Origin of the sequence: Spirosoma agri, assembly GCF_010747415.1 — a bacterium.
GTDB classification, from domain to species: Bacteria; Bacteroidota; Bacteroidia; order Cytophagales; family Spirosomataceae; genus Spirosoma; species Spirosoma agri.
In genome coordinates this window covers 2,392,582-2,417,651 of the sequence record NZ_JAAGNZ010000001.1, presented here as the reverse complement: position 1 = coordinate 2,417,651, position 25,070 = coordinate 2,392,582, and the positions used below count along the sequence as shown (strand labels likewise).

At 50.9% G+C, this 25,070-nt stretch carries 24 protein-coding genes; 15 read left to right on the top strand and 9 right to left on the bottom strand.

The genetic code is table 11. The features are described 5' to 3' along the window. Positions 1 to 59: 59 nt before the first annotated feature. The 3 genes from GK091_RS09995 to GK091_RS09985 all read left to right on the top strand — a co-directional run bounded on the left by GK091_RS09995 (position 60) and on the right by GK091_RS09985 (position 1,215). A complete protein-coding gene (locus GK091_RS09995; protein ID WP_164036899.1) occupies positions 60 to 248 on the top strand; it encodes a DUF6728 family protein in 189 nt (62 codons plus the stop codon). After that, positions 245 to 595 (top strand): MmcQ/YjbR family DNA-binding protein, encoded by a 351-nt coding sequence (locus GK091_RS09990; protein ID WP_164036896.1) that lies wholly within the window; start codon positions 245 to 247, stop codon positions 593 to 595. The genes GK091_RS09995 and GK091_RS09990 overlap by 4 nt, the downstream gene beginning before the upstream one ends. A 68-nt stretch (positions 596 to 663) precedes the next feature. Further along, entirely contained in the window at positions 664 to 1,215 is a 552-nt protein-coding gene (locus tag GK091_RS09985) for a tetratricopeptide repeat protein (RefSeq protein WP_164036894.1), read from the top strand. A 66-nt stretch (positions 1,216 to 1,281) separates the two neighbouring features. Here GK091_RS09985 and GK091_RS09980 read toward each other — a convergent pair whose 3' ends face one another. Next, positions 1,282 to 2,475 (bottom strand): thioredoxin family protein, encoded by a 1,194-nt coding sequence (locus tag GK091_RS09980; RefSeq protein WP_164036892.1) that lies wholly within the window; start codon positions 2,473 to 2,475, stop codon positions 1,282 to 1,284. A gap of 66 nt (positions 2,476 to 2,541) precedes the next feature. Then, positions 2,542 to 2,892, bottom strand: a complete 351-nt coding sequence (gldC, locus tag GK091_RS09975) for a gliding motility protein GldC (protein ID WP_164036889.1) — start codon at positions 2,890 to 2,892, stop codon at positions 2,542 to 2,544. Positions 2,893 to 3,016: 124 nt separating this feature from the next. Here gldC and GK091_RS09970 point away from each other — a divergent pair, with 124 nt between their 5' ends. After that, positions 3,017 to 3,361 carry an ArsC family reductase gene (locus tag GK091_RS09970; protein WP_164036886.1) on the top strand — a complete coding sequence of 115 codons (345 nt, stop codon included), beginning with the start codon at positions 3,017 to 3,019 and terminating at the stop codon, positions 3,359 to 3,361. A 24-nt stretch (positions 3,362 to 3,385) separates the two neighbouring features. Then, positions 3,386 to 3,781: a group III truncated hemoglobin gene (locus tag GK091_RS09965; RefSeq protein WP_164036884.1), complete on the top strand. Its 396-nt coding sequence runs from the start codon at positions 3,386 to 3,388 to the stop codon at positions 3,779 to 3,781. A gap of 41 nt (positions 3,782 to 3,822) precedes the next feature. Here the strand turns inward: GK091_RS09965 and GK091_RS09960 are convergent, their stop codons facing one another. After that, entirely contained in the window at positions 3,823 to 4,581 is a 759-nt protein-coding gene (locus GK091_RS09960; RefSeq protein ID WP_164036883.1) for a DUF4197 domain-containing protein, read from the bottom strand. Positions 4,582 to 4,719: 138 nt separating this feature from the next. Between GK091_RS09960 and GK091_RS09955 the strand changes: the two genes are divergently transcribed. The 3 genes from GK091_RS09955 (at position 4,720) to GK091_RS09945 (ending at position 8,171) form a co-directional block, all read left to right on the top strand. Continuing rightward, positions 4,720 to 5,976 carry a competence/damage-inducible protein A gene (locus GK091_RS09955; protein ID WP_164036881.1) on the top strand — a complete coding sequence of 419 codons (1,257 nt, stop codon included), beginning with the start codon at positions 4,720 to 4,722 and terminating at the stop codon, positions 5,974 to 5,976. Positions 5,977 to 6,055: 79 nt separating this feature from the next. Then, positions 6,056 to 7,522, top strand: coding sequence for a dihydrolipoamide acetyltransferase family protein (locus tag GK091_RS09950; RefSeq protein ID WP_164036879.1), 1,467 nt, complete (start codon positions 6,056 to 6,058; stop codon positions 7,520 to 7,522). Between the two features lie 121 nt (positions 7,523 to 7,643). Then, positions 7,644 to 8,171: a 5' nucleotidase, NT5C type gene (locus tag GK091_RS09945; RefSeq protein WP_164036877.1), complete on the top strand. Its 528-nt coding sequence runs from the start codon at positions 7,644 to 7,646 to the stop codon at positions 8,169 to 8,171. A gap of 109 nt (positions 8,172 to 8,280) precedes the next feature. Here GK091_RS09945 and GK091_RS09940 read toward each other — a convergent pair whose 3' ends face one another. The 4 genes from GK091_RS09940 to GK091_RS09925 all read right to left on the bottom strand — a co-directional run bounded on the left by GK091_RS09940 (position 8,281) and on the right by GK091_RS09925 (position 11,453). Then, complete coding sequence (locus GK091_RS09940; protein WP_164036875.1) at positions 8,281 to 9,096, bottom strand: acyl-CoA desaturase; 816 nt, start codon at positions 9,094 to 9,096, stop codon at positions 8,281 to 8,283. Positions 9,097 to 9,309: 213 nt separating this feature from the next. After that, positions 9,310 to 9,972 (bottom strand): DUF4159 domain-containing protein, encoded by a 663-nt coding sequence (locus GK091_RS09935; RefSeq protein ID WP_164036873.1) that lies wholly within the window; start codon positions 9,970 to 9,972, stop codon positions 9,310 to 9,312. Beyond that, a complete protein-coding gene (locus GK091_RS09930; RefSeq protein ID WP_164036871.1) occupies positions 9,969 to 10,661 on the bottom strand; it encodes a 16S rRNA (uracil(1498)-N(3))-methyltransferase in 693 nt (230 codons plus the stop codon). The genes GK091_RS09935 and GK091_RS09930 overlap by 4 nt, the downstream gene beginning before the upstream one ends. 231 nt (positions 10,662 to 10,892) lie before the next feature. Then, positions 10,893 to 11,453 (bottom strand): hypothetical protein, encoded by a 561-nt coding sequence (locus tag GK091_RS09925; protein WP_164036869.1) that lies wholly within the window; start codon positions 11,451 to 11,453, stop codon positions 10,893 to 10,895. 279 nt (positions 11,454 to 11,732) lie between these two features. Here GK091_RS09925 and GK091_RS09920 point away from each other — a divergent pair, with 279 nt between their 5' ends. The 3 genes from GK091_RS09920 (at position 11,733) to GK091_RS09910 (ending at position 14,890) form a co-directional block, all read left to right on the top strand. Next, positions 11,733 to 12,416 carry an SDR family NAD(P)-dependent oxidoreductase gene (locus GK091_RS09920; RefSeq protein WP_164036867.1) on the top strand — a complete coding sequence of 228 codons (684 nt, stop codon included), beginning with the start codon at positions 11,733 to 11,735 and terminating at the stop codon, positions 12,414 to 12,416. 85 nt (positions 12,417 to 12,501) lie between these two features. Next, positions 12,502 to 13,398, top strand: a complete 897-nt coding sequence (locus GK091_RS09915; protein ID WP_246202188.1) for a hypothetical protein — start codon at positions 12,502 to 12,504, stop codon at positions 13,396 to 13,398. Between the two features lie 259 nt (positions 13,399 to 13,657). Next, positions 13,658 to 14,890, top strand: a complete 1,233-nt coding sequence (locus GK091_RS09910) for an ROK family transcriptional regulator (RefSeq protein WP_164036863.1) — start codon at positions 13,658 to 13,660, stop codon at positions 14,888 to 14,890. A 139-nt stretch (positions 14,891 to 15,029) separates the two neighbouring features. On the opposite strand, the gene GK091_RS09905 is transcribed toward GK091_RS09910, so the two are convergent. After that, entirely contained in the window at positions 15,030 to 17,219 is a 2,190-nt protein-coding gene (locus GK091_RS09905) for a glutamine synthetase III family protein (RefSeq protein WP_164036860.1), read from the bottom strand. A 180-nt stretch (positions 17,220 to 17,399) separates the two neighbouring features. Then, positions 17,400 to 18,434, bottom strand: coding sequence for a glutamine synthetase beta-grasp domain-containing protein (locus tag GK091_RS09900; protein WP_164036859.1), 1,035 nt, complete (start codon positions 18,432 to 18,434; stop codon positions 17,400 to 17,402). A gap of 483 nt (positions 18,435 to 18,917) precedes the next feature. Here GK091_RS09900 and GK091_RS09895 point away from each other — a divergent pair, with 483 nt between their 5' ends. From GK091_RS09895 to eutC, 4 genes are all read left to right on the top strand, one after another. Continuing rightward, positions 18,918 to 21,431, top strand: coding sequence for a phosphocholine-specific phospholipase C (locus GK091_RS09895; RefSeq protein ID WP_164036856.1), 2,514 nt, complete (start codon positions 18,918 to 18,920; stop codon positions 21,429 to 21,431). Between the two features lie 87 nt (positions 21,432 to 21,518). Further along, positions 21,519 to 22,835: an ethanolamine permease gene (gene eat / locus GK091_RS09890; RefSeq protein ID WP_164036854.1), complete on the top strand. Its 1,317-nt coding sequence runs from the start codon at positions 21,519 to 21,521 to the stop codon at positions 22,833 to 22,835. A gap of 17 nt (positions 22,836 to 22,852) precedes the next feature. Further along, a complete protein-coding gene (locus GK091_RS09885) occupies positions 22,853 to 24,235 on the top strand; it encodes an ethanolamine ammonia-lyase subunit EutB (RefSeq protein WP_164036851.1) in 1,383 nt (460 codons plus the stop codon). After that, positions 24,232 to 25,011 (top strand): ethanolamine ammonia-lyase subunit EutC, encoded by a 780-nt coding sequence (eutC, locus tag GK091_RS09880; protein WP_164036849.1) that lies wholly within the window; start codon positions 24,232 to 24,234, stop codon positions 25,009 to 25,011. Before GK091_RS09885 ends, eutC begins: the two co-directional genes overlap by 4 nt. Positions 25,012 to 25,070 lie beyond the last annotated feature (59 nt).

Below are 25,070 nucleotides of genomic sequence, written 5' to 3'. Positions count from 1 at the left end.
AGGGAGGAGTTTGTTCGTACCTGCGCAACATCACAAAAAATCCGACCCGATCTTTCTCTATGAATCGTTTTATTGATTATTTAAAAATAGGGCCCGTTTTCTCGTATTTCCTTCGCGTCTTCCGGAAGCCCGATCCCAATCACCCGACCAACGTGAATCTGCGCATGATGCATGGCATCAACCGGATTTCCATTATCATGTTTTTGTTTGCCATAATCGTTTATACCGTTCGCCACTGCGTCCGATGAACACTGAAACCCTGCGTAACTACTGCCTGACCAGAACCGGAGCCACCGAATCGTTTCCATTTGGCGAAGAGACGCTGGTTTTCAAGGTCGGCGGTAAAATATTTGCCCTGATGGACACGGAGAGTCGCCCTACAACAATCAATCTCAAATGTGACCCTGAGCGAGCCGTACAATTACGGGAGCAGTTTTCGGCGGTAGTACCGGGCTATCATATGAATAAGACCCACTGGAATACGGTTACGCTTGATGGAAGCATCCGCAACAGCGATGTGCAGGACTGGATCGACCACTCTTATGAGCTTGTCAGGAAGAGTTTACCCAAAGCCATTCGGGAGCAACTAAACTAGTGAGATGGCTTGCCTTGAGCAAGCCGAACAGTGTATTTTTGCGAGACTGAAAAAAATCAGACTGTGTTATGGAGGTTGCGTTGTTGTGTCTGCTTTTTGTGGTGTATCTCACCCTTCGGTATTACCTGATGGATCACGACACACCATCCGATAAAGACCGGAGCAGATTTCGCAAGGGAATTGAGCTGGTATCGACCCGCAACATTACCGAAGCTCATCGTTACTTCGATGATGCGGTTCGGCAACATCCCAAATCAGCGATTGCCTATGCGTATCGGGGGAAATGCCAACTCGTTCAGGACAATTATTATTCTGCGATTTACGATCTTACCCAGGCGCTCAGCCGTGATAATACGTTAGCCGATTGCTACCTGGATCGGGGCATCGCTTACTACAAAACCAATCAGTTCAGCGATGCGTTTCGCGAATTCGACAAAGCGGTCTGGCATTTTCGTGACGAACAGCCCGATGCGTATCGCTGGCGGGCCTTGGCCCGAATTCAGATTCGGCAGATCCCGCAGGCAGAGAGTGATCTTCGTCGGGCGGTTTCGTTGGGCGATGAGAATTCGTTCCACATCCTGCTTAAGCCGCCGTTTACGAATCCGGTATTTCAAAAATAAGTGTACCGTTTGTGATTGGTCGCAACAAGCGCAACAAATCACAAACGGTACACTCGTTTATTATCTTTATTTCAGTCGCCCCATCTGTTCAACGTTTCGGCGGGTATCCAGCCGACTTGCCTGCGCCAGTTCCATCGATTTCTGGGCCGCCTTCTGCGCATCGGCCGTTTTTCCACCCCGTCGGTACGCTTCAGCCAGTTCAAAATAGAGATCGGCCTGTTCCTTTGGCGTTGGCTTCAGGGCTAACCCTTTGTTGACCCATTTCGCTACCGTCGGCGCATCGGACGCATCAGGACTGGTGCGATTAAAAAGCCGTGAGATATACATGTACTCAGGCACCGACAATTGATTCGAAGCCACCTGATTGTCCATCCGATCGACAGCCTTCGCCGTTTGCCGGGCCCGGAAGTACGCGTTGACTTCGGGCAGTAGCGTACGGTTGGCGGCAACTTTCGGATCGATACCGATTTTGACCAGATCCTGCCGAATCTGTAAAATTTTGCTCACCGGGAACTGCCCCCCCCGCCCACTGTACAATGACGACATCAGAATATTTTCAGCCGTCAGTTGCGTTGGTTCGGCTCCGTACGCTTTCCGGTACGCATCCAGGTGGCCCAGCATGTATTGGAACATAGGATTCTCGAAATCCAGGACCAGTTTCTGAAGAGCCAGCCAGTTTGTCTGATTGGTCAGCGTTGCGGGCGATTGTTGCCGGGCGTATTCGTTCATAGCCGCCATGTTCGCTACCGTATCTTTCGTGATGCGACTCAGCATGGCGTAATCGATCAGGAAGTTGGAGGACCGTTCGCCCTGCTGATAACGGGATTTCATGCTCTGCCCACGCGCTGACGGATTCAGGGCGTTCGTACCATGACGAATTACCTCATCGGTTGAATTGTTGCTCAGGGCAAAGTGGATTATATTCTGCTGCGGATCGAAATACAGGAACAACGGCAACGACGGAACAAATAATTTATTCCGGGCTAGAAATGCCTGCGTCGAGGGCTGACCTATGTCCAGCTTTGTACTGAAAAACTTGTCGTTATAAAATCGGCCAACCCGTGCATCGGCCAGCGTTGGCACAAAGCTCTGACAAACGTGGCAGGTGGGCGAATAAATTTCAACGAATACTGGTTTTCCAGCTTTCCGGGCATCCTGAAACACTTTTTCTACCGGCGTCTGCTTAAACTGAATTCCCAGTTTCTGGTTCTGGGCAAGGGCAATGTGGGCAACGAACAGTAGCAGAATAATCTTTTTCATAACTGGGAAATCATGGCTAGAGGGGTCTCAGCATTAGAACGATCAACTCGATCGCTTCGGTGTTGACTACTGTTGCTTTTGCTGCTCCTTGATTTCTTCTTCGAGTCGTTTGCTCAGAACCCGGCAGGTATTTTCAATATCCGTAGCCATTTGTTTGTCACCCGTGGCGTTGATTGCCGTATCGGCAATGCCACTCATGATTTCAATCAGGAAGCGTTTCATATCGATAACCTCCATCTCTTTCGTCCAGAGGTCAATTTTGAGCGTACTGTTGTGGTAATGATCCCAAAGGGCAATGGCAACGGCCCGCGTGTCGCTGAGGCCCTCATTCGGGTTATCGGTCGCTTCCCAGTAAATTTTTTCGGGAATATTCTGGTTGTCTAATTCGACGGCAAAATGAATGTCTGACTTTTTCATGGATGCAAATATACGTAACGAGGCTGGTTCACCGTTGCGATGGAAACCCGCGCATCAAACACTAGTGCCGCTAAAACGGGTTCCCTCCTTCGTTACTAAATTCGCTCTCAACGCACCAATTACCATGTTTACCCTGTACGCCATCCCGAATTGTGACACTGTAAAAAAAGCCCGCGCCTGGTTGGCGGAGCACAACATCGACTACCTGTTTCATGACTATAAAAAACAGGGAATCGATCGAAAAACGATCGATCACTGGCTGACACAGAAGTCGTGGGAAGATTTGGTAAACCGGGCAGGAACGACCTGGAAGAAGATTCCGGATGCCGAAAAACCGACCACTGCCGATGAAGCCACTGCGCTGATGATCGACAAACCATCGGTCATCCGGCGTCCGCTGATTGAATCAAACGGGCAACTTGTTTTGTTAGGCTTTAAGGCAGATCAGTATGAGAAAATCTTCATCTGAAAGCCACTCAAAACCTAATAACTAATGCCGAAACGAAAGCTGGATTCGCCGGAAGACGTCCGTTTTATGGTCGATTCATTTTACGAGAAAGTGCAAATCGATCCGCTGATTGGTCCTATTTTTACTGATGTGGCGAAGGTCGACTGGTCGAAACATCTGCCCAAAATGTACGCGTTCTGGGAAAGCATCATTCTTGGCAACAACGGCTACGATGGTCATCCGTTTCGCCCCCACCTTATCGTCAACCAGAAACATACGCTCACGATCGACCATTTTGAACGCTGGCTGGCCTTATTTACGCAAACGCTGACCGAACACTTTGAGGGCGAAACCGCCGATCAGGTGCGGCAGCGCGCAACGCAGATTGCGCTTGTCTGGAACAACAAACTTGAGTATTTGAACAACGATTCGTATATGTAATAACAGTAGGGCGGGTTCCCACCCACCCTACTGTACTACTATTACTGTTTCGAAAATACTTTCTTCAGCAGATCCGTCACGCGGGCGGCTGGATTTTCGCGAATCTTGGTTTCTTCCTGAGCGACCAGAATAAACAGACCATCAACGGCCTTATTCGTGGCATACTCGGTGAGGTTCGGGTTCGCTTTCTGCACGAACGGTATTTTGTTATACGTGGTCACGAGGTCCCCGTAGTAGCGGGTTGCATTATTTTTCTTCAGCGTGCTATCGATGATCGGCGTAAACTCGGAGACCAGTTGCTGACCGGATGTCCGGCGTAAATATTGAGTGGCGGCATCGTTCGGGCCACCCAGGATACCTACCGCATCCTGAATGCTCATCGACGTAATGGCTTTAACAAAAACGGGAGCCGCTTTTTTGGCCGCATCTTCAGCCGCACGGTTCAACGATAGCTCAAACTGATCGACCTGTCTGTTAAATCCCAGCTGACGAAGTTTAGCAGCAACCTTTTGTGCCTCAGGCGGAAACGCCAGCTTAAGCAGTGGATTTTTAAAATAACCGTCCAGCTGCGATGCCTGATTCGATCCGTTGGTTACGCCGATCCGGAGTGCTTCTTTCAACCCCGATGCAATATCGCTGTTTGTCAGTCCGCCCGCCGTTCCGGCAGATGGCTGAGTAACGGCGTTAAGTATTTTGCCAAAAATTCCACCGGTCGATTTCTGACGGGTCGAATCCTGCGCAAAGCTGGTCGCACTGATCATTGTAGCCAGCAACGCGGTCGTGAAAACACTTTTTTTCATTTTAGGATTTATTAGGTTGCGGTTAGATAACGGCCAATGCCCCTAAATCGTTTTTTCGTACTTTTGACCGCTGCCAGAAGCGAAGGTTTAAACAAGGCCGCTTCCAGATTTTACAACGACCTTCGGGCCGCATTTCCTATGACCAACACGATCCGTGCCGAAGTGGTTACTATCGGCGACGAAATTTTATTCGGACAAATTACCGACACGAATACCGCCTGGCTCGGCACCGAACTCACAAACATTGGCATTCGCGTTGTTCGCAAGTCGTCCGTTGGTGATCAGACCGACGCCATTCTGGACATTCTGCGCGAAGCCCATCAACGTGCCGATGTCATTATTCTGACCGGTGGACTCGGGCCAACCAAAGACGATATTACAAAGAAAACGCTCTGTACCTATTTTGGCGTCGACTTAGTGCGCAACCCAACAGCCCTGGCGCTGGTGACGAGTTTTTTCGAGAAACGAGGCCGCGAAATGACCGACCTCAACCGGGGACAGGCCGATTTGCCAGCCAACGCCGATTATATCCAAAATGATTGGGGAACGGCACCCGGCATGTGGATGGAACATGAAGGGCGGGTTTATATTTCGCTGCCGGGTGTTCCGTTTGAGATGAAGCACCTCATGTCGAACCGGATTTTACCCAAGCTGCAGGAGCACTTCGAAACGCCGGTGATCAAGCACAAGATGATTCGGACAGTGGGGATTGGCGAATCGTTTCTGGCCGAACGTATCGAAGCCTGGGAAGATGCGCTGCCTGATCCGATCAAACTGGCTTATCTGCCCAGTTTTGGGGGCGTAAAACTTCGCCTGACAACGACCGGCACCGATGAAGCATTACTTGACCAGCAACTGGCGGAACAGGTTGAGAAAGTGTTGCCCTTGATTGAAAAAAATGTGTTCGGTTACGATGGCGACGAGCTTGAAATCGTGGTGGGTAAGCTTCTCACGGAAAAGAATCTAACCCTGGGTATTGCCGAAAGCTGCACGGGGGGATTTGTGTCATCACAGATTACCAAAATACCCGGTTCGTCGGCTTATTTCTGGGGTAGTATCGTTAGTTACAGCAATGCCGTCAAGGTAAACCAGTTGGGCGTTCAAGCCAGTATGCTAGAACAGTTCGGAGCGGTGAGCGAAGAAACGGTTCGCCAGATGGCAGAAGGTGTTCGTACCGCGCTGGGCACCAATGTTGGCATTGCCACCAGTGGTATTGCCGGTCCGGATGGCGGTACCCCCGACAAACCCGTTGGTACGATCTGGATCGCCTGCGCTACCGATCAGCGCACGGTCGCTCGGCTGTTACGGCTCGGTCAGTACCGTGATCAAAATATTCAACTTACCTCTACGTATGTTTTGAACATGCTGCGGGAGGAACTACTCAACGGTGAATAATGAGCCAGCTGTTTTGAACCATCAGCCGGGTGGCTCGTTCGTCAGAACTCATTATTCGTCATTCATCAGTTAAAAACACATGGCTCTCATCGACATGGTCATGCCCAAAATGGGCGAAAGTATAATGGAATGTACGATAATTGGGTGGCTCAAACAACCCGGTGATCGTATCGAAGCCGACGAATCGGTGTTGGAAGTCGCTACTGATAAAGTAGATACGGAGGTTCCTGCACCGGAAAACGGTATTCTGAAAGAATTGTTGGTGAACGATGGTGATGTGGTAGCGGTTGGCGCTCCCATTGCCCGCATCGAAACCGACGAAACAGGTTTAATTGAAACCCAGCCGGTTCCGGACGGGCCGAAGGCAGCGGCCGATCAATCGCCCGTGGGCATCGGCGATGTCGCCAACGTGCCGGCTGAAACAGAGGGAGAAGATACCGAAGTGACAGAGTCGGCCCGCGAACTAGAAACCAGTATTGCAGCCATGAGTAGCCGGGCTGCGGTTCCGGAAAAAGCGGTAGCCGCTTCACCAACAGCACTGGCCGACAATCAGACGATCTTCACCGACCGGTTTTATTCACCGCTGGTTCTGAATATCGCGAAAGAAGAAAGCGTCTCGCGCGATGAGCTTGACCGTATTGTCGGATCGGGTGTCGAGAATCGCCTGACGAAGAAAGATATTCTGGCCTATGTGATTGACCGATCCGAGGGCCGATTGCCTCAGGCGGCTCCGGTTGTCAAGGCTACTCTAGCCCCCCCGGAAGCACCATCGTCACGGCCTGCTGCACCGCAACCACCCGCCCCGGTCAATGGTAAGTCCGGCAGTTCAGTCAATGGACAATCGGATATCATTCAGATGGATCGGATGCGAAAAATGATTGCGCAACGGATGGTGGAGTCCAAGCAGATTTCGCCACACGTCAGCTCGTTCGTTGAAGCCGATATGACACCGGTCGTCGAGTGGCGAAACCGCATGAAGGACGACTTCAAGAGACAGACCGGCGAAAATCTGACTTATACGCCCATTCTGGTCGAAGCGATCGTTAAAGCCATCAAAGACTTCCCAATGATCAATGTCTCTGTCGAAGGAGATTCGATTCTGGTAAAAAAGTCGGTTAATATCGGAATGGCGGTTGCGCTGCCCAATGGTAACCTGATCGTACCGGTCATTCACGATGCCGAGCAATATAACCTCGTTGGCTTAACGAAAAAAGTGAATGATCTAACCAAACGCGCCCGCGAGAACAAACTCACCGCCGACGATCTGGCTGGCGGCACTTACACGATCTCGAACATTGGCACATTCGGTAATCTGATGGGAACGCCCATTATTGTGCAGCCTCAAGTAGCGATCATGGCATTCGGTGCCATCATTAAGAAACCAGCCGTTATCGAAACGCCCCAGGGCGATTTTATCGGTATACGGCAGTTGATGTTTTTATCCCATTCGTACGACCACCGCGTTGTCGATGGATCACTGGGCGGTCAGTTCGTCCGGCGTGTGGGCGATTACCTGGAACAATTCGATACAACCCGTAAAATCTAACCCGGATTTATGGGATTTGATTGACTAATTATGATTTCGTTGGGAATAGCTTTCATTGAAAGCAAACAGTAAAATCATTGTCAGTCAGATAAATCCCATAAATCCGGGTTCTGACAAGTATATGAAACAACGCATTGCAATTGACATGGATGATGTCATGGCTGACACGCACGCCAAGTTCATTCAACTGTATCTGGAAGGCGACATGCCCCGGTATACGTATGAAGAACTAAAAGAGAAGTCGTTCCACGAACTGTTCGACGAACACGAATACAAGGCCATTTCGGAACGGGTATATGAAATTGGCTTCTTCCGGGACATTCCGGTGATGGAAGGCGCGCAAGATGTCATCGCCGATCTCATGAACAAGTACGATATTTTTATCGCGACAGCGGCTCAGGAATTCCCCAATTCACTCCGGGAAAAATGGGACTGGCTAGGCGAACACTTCCCGGCCATATCATGGCGCAACTACGTATTCTTGGGGGATAAAAGCGTTCTGAACACGGACTTTCTGATTGATGATTTACCGCGTAACCTGCTTACGTTTCAGGGTGAAGGGTTGCTTTTCGATGCCCTACATAACCGGGATGATCAGCAATTCAAGCGCGTCAAATCCTGGCAGGATATTGCCAACGTGTTGTTGTAATGTAGCGCGGGCAGAAACCCGTGTTTCATTGATATGCGGGTTTCCACCAGCGCTACTAAACGAAAAAAGCCCCGACATCGGGGCTTTTTCATCTTGATAAACTCTCTATTTAGGCTTCGACCTTCTCGTTCTTTTCCTCAACCCGGCGATCATGCCCAACCTCAAGCTGCGCCTTCTTGCTTTCGGCAGAGGGTCTTAAACGAACAATGTGCAATTTATGCAGGACGGTAATTACCGGATACGTTGGATCAAACTCAAACCATTTGGCACCGAAGTTGGCCGCGTTCGGACGTTTGTGGTGGTTGTTCTGGAACAGCTCGCCCATCATGACCACATCCAGGATCAATGAGTTTTTCGACTCATCCTGATTATCAAAGTTCGAGTAACCGTACTTATGACCGCTCCAGTTGATGATCGCACCGTGTACGGGTCCCATTACGAAGTGAACAGGCAACAGGAAGAAGAACGCCCAGTGCATATCCAGATAAATGAAAGCGAATATGTAGAACAGGCTGTAAAATACGGCCCAACCTGCCCGTGATATCCACGAGTCACCTACTTTTTCGATAAAACTCCACTCAGGATAGTTCCGATCAAATTGTTTTTCAATGGCCTGCTTACGATGCAAGACGGCATTATAAATGTCTTTCGTCTTCCACATCATCGTAAAAATATTCTTGGTGTGATGCGGAGAATGAGGATCTCTTGGCGTGTCGCTGAACGCATGGTGCATCCGGTGCAATACAGCGTAAGCCCGTGGGCTCAAGTACGACGAGCCTTGTGATACGTAGGTTAAAGCATAGAAAAACCGCTCCCAGAATTTGCTCATCGAGAACATCTTGTGGGCTGAATAGCGGTGCAGAAAGAACGTTTGGCAGAACAAGGACAGGTACCAATGTCCGATGAATGCGGCCAGTACAATCACAATGATAACTAATTAGAGGGTGAACAACCGAGCAACATAAAAATACTCCTACAAAACTAACGAAATTTAAACCGTTTTGGCTTGCCTTCTCCAAATAATACTTTAATTTATTTGCCAGCGCAGGGCTATTAAAGCACTAAACAAGGCCAATACAGCGTCCAGTTGCTTGGTTAAGTAGCAAACCCGTTGCCTCATTTACCCATGTACGAACCGTTAATTCGTTGTGGTGGCATATTGCAGCAGGTTGGCGCCCATCCGCAGTGCCTGTTGCCGCATGGGTTCGGGATCGTTGTAAACGCTCTGATCCTCCCAGCCATTACCCAAGTCGCACTCATAACTGTAAAAACAGATCAGACGCCCCTGGTAGATCAGGCCGAAACCCTGTGGTGCTTTACCGTCATGCTCGTGTACTTTGGGCAGCCCACCGGCAAATTTGAACTTCTGCTGGTAAACCGGGTGATTGAATGGCAACTCGACAAACGAGAGTTCAGGAAACACCTTTTTCATCTCACGCCGGATAAATTTGTCCAGCCCATAGTTGTCATCAATGTGCAGAAAACCGCCAGAGATCAGGTATCGCCGTATGTTTTGCACATCAGCGTCGCTGAACGTAACGTTGCCGTGCCCTGTCATGTGAACGAACGGATAGCCAAACAGGTCCGGACTGCCGGGTTCAACAATATCCTCTTCCGGAAAAATATTCATCCGCAGGTTGGCATTGGCAAACTTGATCAGGTTGGGCAGCGACGTTTTGTTGGCGTACCAGTCGCCCCCGCCGTTGTACTTCAACTTGGCAATTTTATAGCCATACTGAGCTTGCGCACCGAAAATCGATGAACAAAAAATGACAATGAAGGCCAACAGTCCCTTTTTCATGTATTTATAAACGTTAATAACTGACAGGCTGTCAGAGCGGCTGTTTCGGTACGCAGCCGGTTAGACCCGAGCGTCACCATCTGAAAACCGGCATCGTTAGCCTGTTGAATTTCCTTCTCCGAAAAATCGCCTTCCGGCCCAATCAAAACCATATACCGACCACCCGGTGAAGCCCCTTTAGCTAGGTTCAGCACTGGTCCATGTTCCGGCAGATGCGCAATAAACCGCTGATCATCAATGCCTTCTTTTATGAGATCGCTAAACGAAACGATCTCATCCAGTTGAGGCAGATACGACTGCAACGACTGTTTCATGGCCGCAACGGCAATTTTCTCTAACCGTTCCAACTTCAACATTCGTCGTTCAGAATGCTGGCCAATAAAGAAACTGATCCGTTCAATACCAATTTCGACAGCTTTTTCAACAAACCACTCAATCCGGTCTATATTTTTTGTGGGAGCCACGCAAATCCGGATCGAGAACGGGCGCGGAGCCGTCATTTGTGTATCGACAATTCGGAACGAGCACCGTCGATTATCGACCTGACTGATAACGGCTGAATGTCGATTTCCGTGCCCATCCGTTACAGCAATGGTATCACCGACGCCCAGCCGTAGTGTTCTGATCGCATGACGGGAATCGTCTTCGGTGAGGTAGGTGACCGGTTGGGCCTGATAGAATAAATGCATAGGCTGCAAAAATAAGCGACCCTACACGACAGATTCGCTGGCGGGTTGCTGCTACGCTGTTCATCAGCAGCGGTTTATAAACCCCGCGAGCTGAATAGCCGTGTTGATAGCGGTACTCAGCTCGCGGGTTACTTAGTCGATGTTCATGCCGGAGAACATCAATCTCCAGGTATGCATTCTGGTTTACGGATCAGCCTGTTGATGCTAAAACTCGTGCACCAGACGCTTTTCTTAAGCTTCCTCGTCGCTCGTGAACGAGTACAGAGTATTATCTAAGTTCAGGGAATTAGCTTTAAAATTTCGAATAAAGTTTTCGATCACTTCGTCCGTAACTTCCTCTACATTCAGACAGATGTCAAGACTGATGCCGTAATCGAATTCATTGTCCACTTCTACGTGCTCCTGTACCTTTACGGTCTCCGTTTCTTCGATCTCGTCGATGATTTCCGTCAGGGCCGTTTCCGCTTCTTCCTCCAGTTCGGGTGTGATCTTGTAATTTGGCTTCCGGTCTTCGGGGGGTACATACTCGGGGAACGTTTTCTGCACCTGTTCTACCGCCATTTCATAGACCAGACTGCTATGATGCAGACGCAGTGTGTAGACCAGTGCATCGAAGATCACTTCCTGCCCCTGGTATTCGCCGGGAAACTGAATATGGACGCATTCGCCCGATTCCAGTACGTCAAGATCGTCGTCTTCAACGTAAACAAATGATTTACCTTCCTGCTGACACTCTTCTTTGAGCGCGTTTATTTCCTCGGGATTGAATCCCTCATTCTTGTATGTTGCCATGCAGCAAAGCTAATGGATAATGAACAATGTATAACGACTATTGCAATCTAAGGACATAACGCCCCCTCCCCGTACTTGTTTTGGGCGGGACGTTTTACTCGAACCATCTCGTTGATCCGACGGCACTTACGTGGTCATTCTTGCTCAATTTATACGAACAGCCGGACTACTATACAGCCGCTTACTAGCCAAAAACTCGTAGCTTGCCGATGCAAGAACACACGTTCTACTCCGTCCGAAAACAACCTCATTCAGCCTTTCCATTACGACCATAATCCGATGAAATCCATACTTGTAACAGGGGCCTCTGGCAATCTGGGAATCAGCCTCGTAAACGAATTACACAGCAATGGCTATCATGTACTAGCTGTACTGGGTTCAGCCAAAAACCTCGGCATGTTCGATCATCTGCCCAATGTGGAGAGTTACGTTGTCAATCTGCTGGATTCCGGCGACGTGGCCAATTTTATGAGTACGATTTCGAATAAGTCCGTTCACGCTGCGGCTCTGCTGGTTGGCGGCTTTACGGCGGGTAGTCTTCACGAAACCGACGTAGAAACGCTCGACAACATGTATCGGCTCAACTTTTTAACCGCATTCACCATCGTTAAACCGCTATTGGCATCGTTTGAGGCCAAGGGCCGAGGACAATTTATTTTCGTGGGGGCGCGTCCGGCACTCGAACCCAATGTGGGTAAAGATCTGTTCGCCTACGCCATCAGCAAATCCCTGATTTTTGAACTGGCTACTCTGGTCAATGCGCAGGGAAAAGGTAAACACATTTCGGCCAGTGTCATTGTGCCCAGTACCATCGACACGCCCGTCAACCGACAGGCCATGCCCGATGCTGACCCGGCTACCTGGATTACGCCGGAGGCCATCAGCCAGACAATTGCCTTTTTACTGTCTGATGCGGGCCGGACAATCAATGACCCGATACTGAAATTGTATAATCAATCGTAGGTAAACGCAACATCGCTCGTCAACGCTGCGTAACGGCACTAGACCTCTATTTGCTATAGAGCTAAACTGCTCTGGTATGAAACACATGTCGCTTCTTTTTCTTCTGCTTATCCTGACGGTATCGGCTCAGGCACAGGAAGTCGTGATCGATACAACTTATTACGCCCCTCCACCTGTCGTGCGGGAACGGGTCATTCGGGAAGACCCAGATATGAATCCCAGCCCCCGGCAAGTGAAACGTGACCGAAAAGCCACCAGCCGGCAGGCGCTTCTGAGCCAACTCAGCGAAGTGCAAACATGGTATGTGGGGGCTGAAAGCGGTTTTCGCAGCGATGGCAGCGTACTGAGTAATTCACTTAATGGACTGGTTAGCAACGCGACCCTGACGAAAGCTAGCTGGAGCGCATTGCTTGGTTACACCTACCGAAACGCGTGGACGATTGAAACCGGCTATAGCAGAGCCCCGATCCACCTCAATATCACGATCGCCAATTCGAGTGATCCGCTTGTTTTTACGTACAGGAACAGCGGTTACGGCATTCCACTCCGAATAAAACGACGAATTGGCGCTGGCAAACAGGCAATGAATGGCACCGGTTTCTGGCTTACTGGCGGGGCCTGGCTGATTCCCAATGGCACCGGCGAGACAGGCAACTTCAAGCTGATCGGCTATAGCCAGCGCGGTCGGAACCGAATAGATACGCTACGGCTTAATAATACAACTACCGTCTTGAACGACGTTACGGGCATTGCCGAATTAGGTATTGACTACGCAACCCGACTGTCTTCCTGGCTGGAACTAGGCTTCTATGTCCGTAAATACTGGGGGCTTGGCAATGCGCTCAAATCCAATCTGGACTATACCGTCAATCGTGGCTCGCAACAGCAGGCTACCATTGTAGCAAACGGATCTGGCTGGGGCGTTGGCGTCTCGTTACGCTATACGTATGGGCGCCAGTACGACGTAAAAAAAGCGATGTGAGCAACCCGGCTAAACGTTAACAGTCAAGATGCCTGCTCCTGACAAACTGACTGAACAGCACGACCTGATCCGATGACTTAATTACCCTCATTTTTTTACTACAATTCGCTCAATTCATATATTTTTTTAAAAACTTCGGCCATTTATCGGTGAATACAAGCTACTTTTAAGTAGCTCGGCAAAGACATTGGCTTTCCGTGTCAGGCTAAGCCATCTGTCCGGTTGTTTAATCGAGCAGCTTTTTCCTCGTATTACCACCATGTATCCAGCTATTTCTATTGACGAAGATTCTACCGTTTCTCAGTCCGTTGTGGACTACAAAAAAAAACAAAAACAGCGCGATATACTGGCGCACCTCTATGCCGAAGGAACCTGCACGCTGGCTAATCTAGCCAAACTAGTACACAGCAGCGTACCCTCCGTGACCAGTCTGGTCGAAGATTTGATTAATAATCAGTGGGTAACGTCTATCGGTATGGCGATGGGTAACAACGGGCGTCGGCCCACGTTATTCGGTCTGGACACGAGTCATCGGTATGTGGTCGTTCTGGATGTCAGCACGCACGACACCAAGTTATTGGTCATGAACACGTCGCGCGAGATCGTCTTTCGTCGCGATTACGATCTCCGCCTGGAAGATAACCCGACCTTTCTGACGACACTCGTTCATCATTATACAGCGACGCTGGCCGAGTCAGGCATTAAGACTGCCGACATTACAGCGGTTGGCATATCAATGCCCGGTTTGGTCGATGCCCGGCGGGGAATAAACCTGACCTACAAAAATCTGGGACCGTCGACGGCTTCACTTCCTCAGTGGTTTTCGGACCAGCTCAACGTACCCGTGTACCTGATAAACGATACCAAAGCTACGGTCCTTGGCGAAAGCCGATTTGGCGGTGCGAAGGGCAAAAAGCAGGTACTGGCGATCAATATTGACTGGGGTGTTGGTCTGGGAATCATCGTGAACGGCGAAGTTTTTCAGGGTACCAGCGGCTTTGCCGGTGAGCTTGGACACATTCAGATTGACCCGGATGGCGAACTGTGCTATTGCGGCAAAATAGGCTGTCTGAACACAGTTACGTCGGCATCGGCGCTCGTACGGCGTGTGCAGCGAGACATCGGGAACGGTCAGGTGTCTAAACTGGCCGTTTTTCGGGACCGCGTCGAGCAGATCGACATCGATGAATTGATCCAGGCGGCCAATCAGGGCGATTCATACGCCATTGATGTGCTGCATGAAACGGGTTTTCAGCTGGGCAAAGGATTAGCCATTGCCATTAGTCTGTTCAATCCCGAAATGATCATTGTCGATGGCGTGCTGACGAAAGCAGCCGCTTTTATCCTGAACACTATTGAACAGTCTATCAGTAAATACTGTCTGAGCGACTTTCGGAACGATCTGACTATCGAGATAACCCAGCTGAACGGAACCGCACGATGGCTGGGCACACATGCGTTCATGATGGAAGCCATTTTTGCTACCTTATAAACCGCGTAGCGGCCCTGCGGGATTTAGCTGATTTGATATGGCTGTGGCTGTGTTGGAAAGAGTGCTTCAAAGAAGCAGTAAGCAAAACCATAGTCAGTCAATCAAATCAGCTAAATCCCGCAAAGCCGCCTACGCGATTCTACTTCACGAACAACAGCTCGCGGTACTTCACCAGTGGCCAGTCTTCATCATCGACAATCTCCTCCAGCTTGTCCACTTCATAGCGAATGCCATCGAAGTGACCCTTAACCTCCGTGGCGTATAGTTTGGCCCGTTCGGCGGTGTCGGTGACGTTATTCGCTTTTTTGCGTGAATCGATCATGGCTTCAACGCCTTTTTTAATGACCATCACGCGGGTCGAAATTTCCCGCAGAATAGCCTTTACGGGTTCCGCTTCGGCGGTCATCCCCAGCTCAACCAGGTTTCGGGCTGTTCCGGCCAGATTATTCTGATACTTGAGCGCGGTCGACACAACGTGGTTCATGGCCAGATCCCCCATCACCCGCGATTCGATCTGCACGTTCTTGATGTACTTCTCAAGTTCAATTTCGTAGCGCGATTCCACTTCCGCGTGGTTCATGACACCCGTTCGTTCGAAGAGCGCCAGCGATTCGGGCTGCATATAGACCCGGAGTGCCTCCGGTGATGATTTGATATTTGACAGGCCACGACTAGCCGCTTCCTCGACCCATTCGTCGGAGTAGCCGTTTCCTTCGAAGAGAATGCGCTTGCTGTTGGCATAATACTCTTTCAGAATATCCACGATGGCCAATTCTTTCTTCTCCCCTTTCGCCAGCCGGTCATCGACATCGGTTTTGAATTTGTTCAGCTGGTCGGCAACGATCGCGTTCAGCACCGTCATGGTCGATGCCGAATTAGCCGAACTACCCACCGCCCGGAATTCAAACTTATTACCCGTAAACGCAAACGGTGAGGTTCGGTTGCGGTCGGTATTGTCGCGCATCAGGCTAGGAATTCGGTTAAGACCCAGTTTGTAATAAACGTTATCGCCCTTGTTCACCGTGATCTCCGATTTAGTCTCCAGATCGTTGAGCGCCTGCGTCAAAGACTCACCCAGAAACACAGAAACGATGGCCGGAGGAGCTTCATTGGCACCAAGGCGATACTCGTTACCGGCGGATGCGATACTGGCCCGCAACATATCGGCGTTGTCGTGAACCGCTTTGACAACGTTGACCAGAAAGGTGATAAATCGCAGGCTTTCTTTTGGTTTTGTACTCGGAGCCAGCAGGTTAACGCCCGTATTCGTCCCCATCGACCAGTTGTTGTGCTTACCGCTGCCGTTGATACCCGCAAATGGTTTTTCGTGGAACAACACTTTCAGATTGTGTTTCTCCGCTATTTTGTCCATCAGGTCCATCAGCAGCGCGTTGTGATCAACGGCCAGGTTCACCTCTTCGAACGTCGGAGCAACCTCGAACTGGCCCGGTGCCACTTCGTTGTGTCTCGTCCGGACGGGCATACCAAGCTTCATGGATTCGAACTCAAAATCGACCATGAACGCGTTAATCCGTGGCGGAATCGAGCCGAAATAATGATCGTCCAACTGCTGTCCGCGAGCGGGTGCGTGACCAAATACGGTCCGGCCAGCCAGCACGAGATCGGGACGGGCGTAGAACAGGGCGCGGTCTACCACGAAGTATTCCTGTTCCGGTCCCAGCGTTGGGGTAACCTTCGAAATGTTCCGATCGAAGTACTGACAAACCGCCGTGGCTGCTTTATCGAGGGCATTGATTGCTTTGAGCAGTGGCGTCTTATAATCAAGGGCTTCGCCGGTGTAGGCGATGAAGACCGACGGAATGCAGAGCGTTTTGCCACCAGCGCCGTTGTCCATCAGAAAAGCCGGTGACGAAGGGTCCCAGCCGGTGTATCCCCGTGCCTCGAACGTATTTCGCAACCCTCCGTTTGGAAACGACGACGCATCGGGTTCCTGCTGCACCAGCGCTCCGCCTTTAAATTTTTCGATTGCTTTTCCCTCGACCGTAATATCGAAGAACGCATCGTGTTTCTCCGCCGTTTCACCCGTCAACGGCTGAAACCAGTGGGTATAGTGGGTTGCTCCTTTGGCGGTTGCCCATGACTTCATGGCTCCAGCTACCTCATCGGCGATCGCCCGGTCAATCTGCCCGTTGGTCTGGATGGCCTCCGTCACCTTAAGATAAGCTTCCGGCGAAAGAAGCGTTCGCATCACCTCATTGTTGAACGTGTTGCTGCCGAAGAAATCGGCAACGCGCTCGGTAGGTGCAGCTACCAGCAAAGCCTGACGGCTTTGTGCAATCTCAAGGGCCTTAAAGCGAAAATTTGACATTACTGACTTGAGTGGTTTAGGGTTGAAAGTTTGTCAAACATACATGGCTTCCGTCATATTTCAACGGGCAGCAACAAAAAGCCCGACTACTTTCGCAGTCGGGCTTTCTATCGGTTCTGGATCGATGGTTTAGTGGCGATTCTTTCGTTCTGCCCGCGTCTTCAATCCAGTAAATTAACCCTAAGCCTCTTCCAGTACCTCCGCCGATTTAACGGTTTTGATAATGACAGCTGCTACTTTATATGGATCGGCAGCCGAATTCGGGCGACGATCTTCGAGCCAGCCCTTCCAGCCGCGTTCTACCGTAGCGATCGGGATACGGATCGAAGCACCCCGGTCAGAGATACCGTACGAGAACTGGTCGATCGACTGCGTTTCGTGTTTACCAGTCAGGCGTTGCTCGTTGTCAGCACCATAAACCGCGATGTGTGCTTTGATGACGTCGGCAGGGGCGAACGACTGGCAGATTTTGTCATAAACTTCTTTGCTACCCGATGTACGAAGTGCCGTATTCGAGAAGTTTGCGTGCATACCCGAGCCGTTCCAGTCGGTAGCGCCCAGCGGTTTGCAATGCCAGTTGATGGCTACGTCGTACGACTCACCGATGCGCTCCAAGAGGTAACGGGCTACCCAAATCTGGTCACCAGCGTCTTTCGCGCCTTTCGCGAAGATCTGGAATTCCCACTGACCCGTAGCTACTTCGGCATTGATCCCTTCTACATTCAGACCCGCATCGAGGCACACATCGAGGTGTTCTTCAACGATGTTACGACCAAATGCGTTTTGTGCACCAACTGAGCAGTAATACGGTCCTTGTGGACGGGTTGGGAACCCTTCTTCGGGGAAACCTAGTGGCTTATCGATGGCGGTATCCCACAGGAAATACTCCTGCTCGAAACCAAACCAGAAATCATTATCGTCATCTTCGATGGTAGCGCGGCCATTCGTTACGTGCGGTGTGCCATCAGCATTCAATACTTCACACATAACCAGATAGGCATTCTTGCGCTGCGGATCAGGGCAGACGTAAACGGGCTTCAGCAAGCAGTCCGATGAACCACCTTCAGCTTGTCCGGTCGACGATCCGTCGAATGACCACATAGGGCAATCTTCGAGGCTACCCGAAAAATCAGCTTCAATTTTAGTTTTGGAACGCAGGCTTTGAGTGGGCTCGTAGCCATCGAGCCAAATGTACTCTAACTTCGACTTTGCCATGGTATACAGGTGGATTGTATTGAAATACGGGTTTTGTTACGTTACTTCAGCAAATATAGAGTGCCTTGACAATAAATTATTAATGCTTACCCCTATCTACACCATATTTCTTACGGATTCTATGGAAATATTATAATAAAAATTCGTTTGGTACAGTAATCAACCACATTTTAACGGATTTTTTAACTGGGTCAAAAATAGCGTCTTTACGTTCATGAACTCTGAAAAATGGCCTTTTCAACTTGCGAAATGAACCAATACGTCAGCAACTGAATACGTTGGAATTTTCTGGCGTAACAAGCCGGTCTCTCGTCTCCGCGTTTAGCGGGAACAGTTAATAAACGGATGCGATTGTCGAAATAACAGTCATTTAACAGTGTAAAAACGGTAGTTACCGCTCGCTTTCACTATTTTTATAGCCTTATCAGGCCGTTGCTTTTGCAAACACCACAGCCTGTCTAGCCAGCCACTAGCCCAAACGCCATGGATTCCAGACGTGAGTTTTTGAAGAAAGCAGCCCTTTTATCGAGTGCTGCGGGATTTTCGGGGATGCTGCCCGCTTCCATCCAGAAAGCGTTTGCCATTGATCCGCAACCCGGCACAACCTACCTGGATGCCGAACATGTGGTTATTCTGATGCAGGAAAATCGCTCGTTCGATCATACCTACGGAAGCCTTCAGGGTGTTCGGGGCTTCAATGACCCCAGAGCCATCGACTTGCCCAACAAAAACAAAGTCTGGCTCCAGACCAACGCGGCCAACGAAACCTACGCGCCCTTCCGGCTGAACATGCGGGATACGAAAGCCACCTGGATGAGCTCGCTGCCCCACTCCTGGGAGAACCAGGTGGACGCGCGTAACGACGGTAAGTTCGACAGGTGGCTGGATGCCAAAAAATCAGGCAACAAGGAATACGCCAACATGCCCCTGACTTTGGGGTACTACAATCGGGAAGACCTTCCCTTTTACTACGCCCTCGCCGATGCGTTTACCGTCTGCGATCAGAATTTCTGTTCGTCCCTGACGGGTACAACCCCAAACCGCCTGTTTTTCTGGACAGGTACGCTCCGCGATCCAACCAATCCGGCTGCTATAGCCAATGTCCGCAACGAGAACGTGGATTATGAAGCAGAAGTAAACTGGACCACCTTTCCCGAACGGCTAGAAGATCAGAGCATTTCCTGGAAGATTTACCAGAACGAGATCAGCCTGCCCACCGGATTACAGGGTGAAGAAGACGGCTGGCTGGGTAATTTCACCGACAACCCCATCGAATGGTTTTCGCAGCATAAAGTCCGGTTCCATCCTACTTACTATCCATTCATTCAGCAGCAGGCGAAAGTTATACCCGAACGAATTCAGGCGCTGGAAGCAAAGCTTAAAACGCTGACCGAAAGCGATAAGGAGTACGCCCGAACAAAAAGCGATCTGGCCAATCAGCAGCATTTCCAGCAGCTTATTCAGGCTGATCTGGTAAACTATACACCAGAAAAATTCAGTCAACTGTCGCAGCGGGAGAAGAACCTCTGCGAAAAAGCGTTTACCACCAACGTCAATGACCCCGATTACCATACCCTGTCTACGTTATCGTACCAGGATGGCGCGACAAAACGGGAGGTCAAGGTGCCCAAAGGGGACGTATTGCACCAGTTCCGGGCCGATGTCAAGGACAAAAAACTACCTACCGTTTCGTGGCTGGTCGCACCCGAAAATTTCTCCGATCACCCGTCCGCGCCCTGGTACGGGGCCTGGTACATTTCGGAGGTGATGGACATCCTGACCCAAAACCCGGACGTCTGGAAGAAAACCATTTTCATACTCGCCTACGATGAAAACGACGGCTATTTCGACCACGTTCCGCCATTCGTTCCGGCTCATCCTGACCAGCCTGAAACCGGTTTGACCAGCAAGGGCATCGATACGCGGCTGGAATTTGTTACGCAAGAACAGGAAAGTAAACGCAAGAATCCGGGTCGATCGGGGCCGATCGGGCTCGGATTTCGGGTGCCGCTGGTGATCGCGTCGCCCTGGAGCCGGGGTGGTTATGTATGCTCAGAGGTATTTGACCACACCTCGACGCTTCAGTTTCTGGAAAAATTCCTGAGCCATAAAACAGGCAAAAAAATCGAAGAGCCAAATATCAACGCGTGGCGTCGTACCATTTGCGGTGATCTCACGTCCGCTTTTCGGCCTTACCAGGGTGACAAGATCAAGCTGCCCGCTTTTGTTGCCAAAGATGCCTTTATCGAAGGAATTCACAAAGCTCAGTTCAACCCCGTCCCGACGGGTTACAAGGCATTTTCGCCGGACGAAATTCGACAGATCAATCTCGATCCGCTAGACTCGGCCCACCTGCCCCGTCAGGAGAAAGGGATTCGACCGGCCAACGCTCTGCCCTATGAACTATACGCCGATGGTCACACCACAGACCAGCACTTCACGCTGACGATGGCGGCCAAAAACGACGTCTTTGGCAAACAGGCGGCTGGCGCCCCTTTCCAGGTTTATCAGATGCTGGACAACGATACCGCCGTTCGTTCCTATACCGTTGCCCCCGGCGACCAACTGCGTGATACCTGGCCACTCAACGCTCCGTACCACCTGCGCGTGTACGGACCCAATGGGTTCCTGCGCGAGTTTAAGGGCGAAGCAGGCAACCCACCCGTTACGATTTCCTGCGCTTATGAACGCGATCTCAAAAACCAGTTTACGGGTAACGTACTTGTGACAATCAACAATACCGATCCGCAACGCGCCTATTCAGTCCAGCTTAAAGACAATGCCTACCACACGAAAGGCGAGCAAAAGACGCTGGACAAAGCCGGTACGAAAGGGGCTCGAACAATAATCCTGGTGAACCTGAAAAACAGTTATAACTGGTACGACTTCAGCGTTTTGATCGGTGGTTTCGCGTCCTTTGAACAACGGTACACCGGGCGTGTGGAGACGGGAAAAGCAGGCTACAGCGACCCACTGATGGGCCAAACAATCGCCTGATACCATCCTGATTCCCGAACGTTCTACGTCAATAGAATTAGCGTTTGGTAGATTACAATCGAATTATAGCACGCAACCAGTTACACGATGACCGACGAAAACCCTGGACTAAAGAAAGCGTTGAAACCGGTTCACCTGTGGGCGATTGGTGTTGGGCTGGTCATATCCGGGGAATATTTCGGCTGGAATTACGGCTGGGGCGTAGCAGGCACCGTTGGGCTTCTAATCGCGACGCTGCTGATTACGCTGCTTTACTTTACGTTTATTTTCAGCTTCACCGAGCTAACCACCTCGATTCCCAACGCGGGCGGACCGTTTGCCTACGCGCTGAAAGCATTCGGTCCGTTGGGAGCACTAGTGGCTGGCTATGCCACGCTGATTGAATTCCTGTTTGCGACACCCGCCATTGCGCTGGCACTGGGAAGTTACATGCACTTTCTGTATCCCTCCATTCCGGTAATCGTCGCGTCGGTGGTGTCGTACGTTTTGTTTACCGTGATCAATTTGCTCGGCATCAAAGAAGCCGCCTGGTTCTCGCTGATCATGACGTTGCTGGCCATCGCCGAACTTCTACTCTTTATCGGTGTGGTCGCACCGGAGTTCAAGCTAGCTAACTTTCTGCACAATCCTATGCCGTTCGGCTGGTCGGGCGTCTTCGCGGCTCTGCCGTTTGCGATCTGGCTTTACGTGTGTCTGGAAGGAGTCGCGATGGTAGCCGAAGAAGTGAAGAACGAAAAAAACGCCATTGCCAAAGGGTATATCTCGGCCCTGCTGACGCTGACAATACTGGCGTTAGCGGTTATGATCTGCGTTGGCGGTATTGCCGAATGGGAGAAACTGGCCTCCCTCGACTATCCCTTACCCGAATCCATTGCGCTGGTCCTGGGTCGTGATAATCCGTTGACAAAGCTGTTCGCCAGCGTTGGTCTGTTCGGGCTGGTTGCCTCCTTTCACGGTATTATTATCAGTTATTCTAGACAGATTTTTGCACTGGCCCGCAGTGGTTATTTACCGACAGTACTATCCAAGGTTAGTCCCCGCCAGCAGGTTCCGTACTGGGCGTTGCTCGTCGGTGCCGTTTTAGGGATTCTGGCGCTTTTTTTACTCGATACGAGCAAGCTGGTCATTCTATCGACCATTGGGGCTGTCGTCGTATACATCGTCAGTATGTTAGCCCTGTTCAAGCTACGCCGGAGTGACCCGACCCTGCCCCGGCCCTTCAAAGCCCCTTTTTATCCGGTTTTTCCGGCCATTGCACTCATCCTGGCCCTTGTGACGCTGGCGGCCATGCTCTATTTTTATGGGTGGCTGTGTCTATTATTTTTCGCGGGACTGGTCGTGATCATTGTTCTCTTTTACGCCTTCGGCAAACACCGCAAGCCCCGCGAACTGCTGCAAATCTGACGGTTAACCTAACGCTCATGACGTATCAATGCACCATCCGGGGATTTATGTACCAATTTGCGGATCTGAAAGAGTTGCTGGCCAAAGCGAGTCCGTTACGGTCGGGGGATGTGCTGGCGGGTCTGGCGACTGAGCGTTACGAAGAGCGCGTTGCCGCCCAGTTGGTACTAGCCGATGTACCCCTGCCAACGTTCCTGAGTGAAGTGGTAATTCCGTATGAATCCGATGAGGTGACCCGCCTGATCATCGATACGCACAACGCAGAAGCGTTTTCCCGAATCAGCCATTTTACCGTTGGCGATCTGCGCGACTGGCTCCTGAGCGACGACGCTGATTGGCCAACGATCCAGCAGATCACGCCCGGTCTGACGCCGGAAATGGTATCAGCGGTATCGAAACTGATGCGTAATCAGGATTTGATACTGGTAGCAAAAAAGTGCGAAGTAGTGACCCGGTTCCGGAATACGGTTGGTCTTCGGGGACATCTGTCGGTTCGATTGCAACCCAACCACCCCGTCGATGATGCCAAAGGCATAGCCGCCAGTATGATCGATGGGCTGCTCTACGGAAGTGGGGATGCCATGATCGGGATCAATCCGGCAACGGACAGTCCGGCAACAACTACGCGCCTGCTACACATGATCGACGGCATCCGGGAACGTTTTTCGATACCAACCCAGAGTTGTGTGTTAAGCCACGTGACAACGACGCTGCAACTGATCGAACAGGGCGCGCCGGTCGATCTGGTTTTCCAGTCGATTGCGGGTACGGAGAAGGCGAACGCCAGTTTCGGTATCAATCTGTCGATTTTGCAGGAAGCGCACGAAGCGGGGTTGTCCCTAAAACGAGGCACGATTGGTCAGAACCTCATGTACTTTGAAACCGGCCAGGGTAGCGCCTTGTCTTCCAACGCAAACCACGGCGTCGATCAGCAAACCTGCGAAGTGCGTGCATACGCGGTAGCCCGCCAGTATGCCCCGTTTCTGGTCAATTCCGTCGTTGGGTTCATTGGTCCCGAATATTTGTTCGATGGTAAGCAGATCATACGGGCCGGGCTCGAAGATCATTTCTGCGGTAAACTGATGGGCTTGCCGATGGGTATGGATATTTGCTACACCAACCACGCCCAGGCTGACCAGGACGACATGGACACGCTCCTAACCCTGTTGGGTGTTGCCGGAATCAACTTTATTATGGGCGTTCCGGGCGCCGACGACATCATGTTGAATTACCAGTCTACGTCTTTCCACGATGCGTTGTACCTGCGCCGGGTGCTGAATCTGCGTCCGGCCCCTGAATTTGAAGCGTGGCTGCTCAGCCAGCATATTATGGATACACAGGGCAATCGCTTATCGACGGGCCTACAAACGCAATTCTACACGGAGTTGATCGGCGGATGAACGAACCAAAGCGCATCGTGATCGAAACGGACGACTGGCAAGCGCTGAAAGCCTACACAGCCGCCCGAATTGCGCTTGGCCGAACGGGCGTTTCGATTCCGCTTCGCGAGTCACTTCAGTTTAAGCTCGCCCACGCCCACGCCAAAGATGCCGTTTATTCGCAATTGGATGTCAGTGGTTTACAGGCGGCATTGCGTTCGACTGATCTCCCCATCTACGTGGTCCGTAGCCAGGCCCTTAACCGGGATGTTTATTTGCAACGGCCCGATTTTGGGCGATTACTGGCGGAGGAGTCAGCCCAGCGGCTTCACGAATCGAATGCCCCAGCTGCCGATATCAGTATCATCATCGCCGACGGACTTTCGGCAACTGCGGTTAATACGTATGCCGCTTCAGTAGTCAATAAATTGGTTGAAACGGCCCGAAAGGCGGGCTATTCGCTTGCTCCAATAACGCTGGTCGAACAGGGTCGGGTTGCCATTTCCGACGCGATCGGGCATATACTCCGGGCCCGTCTGGTCCTAATTTTGATCGGTGAACGACCGGGACTAAGTTCACCCGATAGCATGGGTGCTTATCTTACCTTCGCTCCCGAACCCGGCCTGACAGACGAACGCCGAAACTGTTTATCCAATATTCGCGATCAGGGATTACCGCCTGATGTGGCCGTCAGCAAGCTTATGTGGCTCATCGATTCGGCCTTTCGACTGCAACTGACCGGTGTATTCTTGAAAGATAACGATGGGTCGGAACCCGATCGTTTACCAATCGGCTAACATTGCGCGTACCGATACGGAACCCACCCCGTTGTTTTTTTGTAATTTTGCTGAATACG